We start from the raw sequence: 1,329 nt of genomic DNA, 5'->3' as shown, positions 1-1,329 counted from the left end.
ATATTGAGGTTTATAAAAAATGAAGATTGCATTTTTAGCAAACTTCCACAAAACAAAATTTTTTTTTGAAATAGCAAAGAAACTATATGATTCTGTAGATGACATATATTGGGTATCAGTAAGCAGACATTGGTCTAACTTCTTAATTGACAAAGGAGTCAAGCAAGAAAATATCTTATTACTCAGTAGTAAACAAAATTATAAAGATCAAGATAATGAGTTCGATTTTTCATTCTTTGAAATAAATAAAGTCATTATGATGGATAGAAAACTTAGAAATTATAAAGCATCCGTTTCCATTGCAAAGCAGATGATCATTAATATAAATCTATTTTTCAAAAAAAATAAAATCAATATTTTGTTTGGCGAACAAACGTGGGCTTTTGAAATATTCTCTGCTCTTGCAATTGAAAATATTGGGGGGAAATTTTATCGACCTCATACAATACGTATACCCGATGGGAGATTTGGTTTTTTTGGCGTTTTTGATGAGCATAAGCTCTTAATAAAAAATCCAGTTGCCTCCATATTTGATGGCGCTGTTTCAACAAATAGTGGAAAGGCAGTTGCCTCACAAAAAACATCATTGAGTGATAGTTCAGATTCTGCCCTGCCACCTCAGAAATTGGCAAAAAAAGAGTTATCCACTATTAGCGAGAACAGCACCGTATTTGATGCTGAAAAATTTATTGCTGATTTCATAAAAAACAAACCAAAACCTAGATACTACACTTACAACGCTTTTTCTAAAAAAATAAGTTTTTCAATCTTTCTCAATCTATTTGAGCATTTTAAAATCTATCTCATAGATAAATACGATTACACACGGTATAGCATTACTGAAATAATTCTCTCAAAAATATCAGCTTTGGTAAATAAAACAAGTATCAAGTTTAAAAATTATTATTCAAAACCTAATTTTGATGATAATTATATATTATTAACCCTGCATAAGCAGCCAGAGCATTCAATTGACGTCCTTGGTTATTTGTACTCTAATCAAATAGAAACTATTAAATCAGTATCAAGAAACTTAACAAGCGAAATTCTTTATGTAAAAGAACATGCGAATGCAGTAGGTGATAGATCTTTGCAGTGGTACAAAGAGCTCTCATTAATTCCCAATGTTAAGATAATCTCTCCACATGAAGATACTTTCAAACTGATTGATAATTCTCTTTGTGTGATATCTATTTCTGGCACAGTTTGTTATGAAGCAGGACTTCTGCAAAAAAAATCACTATGCATGGCAGATATGTTCTTTTCAGGAGTTCTTTTATGTGATTTATATAATCCTTTTACTGATGATGTTAAATTACTCCTTGAAAA

1 protein-coding gene is annotated in these 1,329 nt (G+C 30.3%); it reads left to right on the top strand.

The window, feature by feature from the left end; translation table 11 throughout:
• Positions 1 to 19: 19 nt before the first annotated feature.
• A partial coding sequence (locus KDK14_RS03135) for a hypothetical protein (RefSeq protein WP_257263565.1) occupies positions 20 to 1,329 on the top strand: 1,310 nt, incomplete at its 3' end.

The organism is Endozoicomonas sp. ONNA2, from assembly GCF_024606365.1.
Taxonomy (GTDB): Bacteria; Pseudomonadota; Gammaproteobacteria; order Pseudomonadales; family Endozoicomonadaceae; genus Endozoicomonas.
This window is presented reverse-complemented; position numbering and strand designations above follow the sequence as displayed.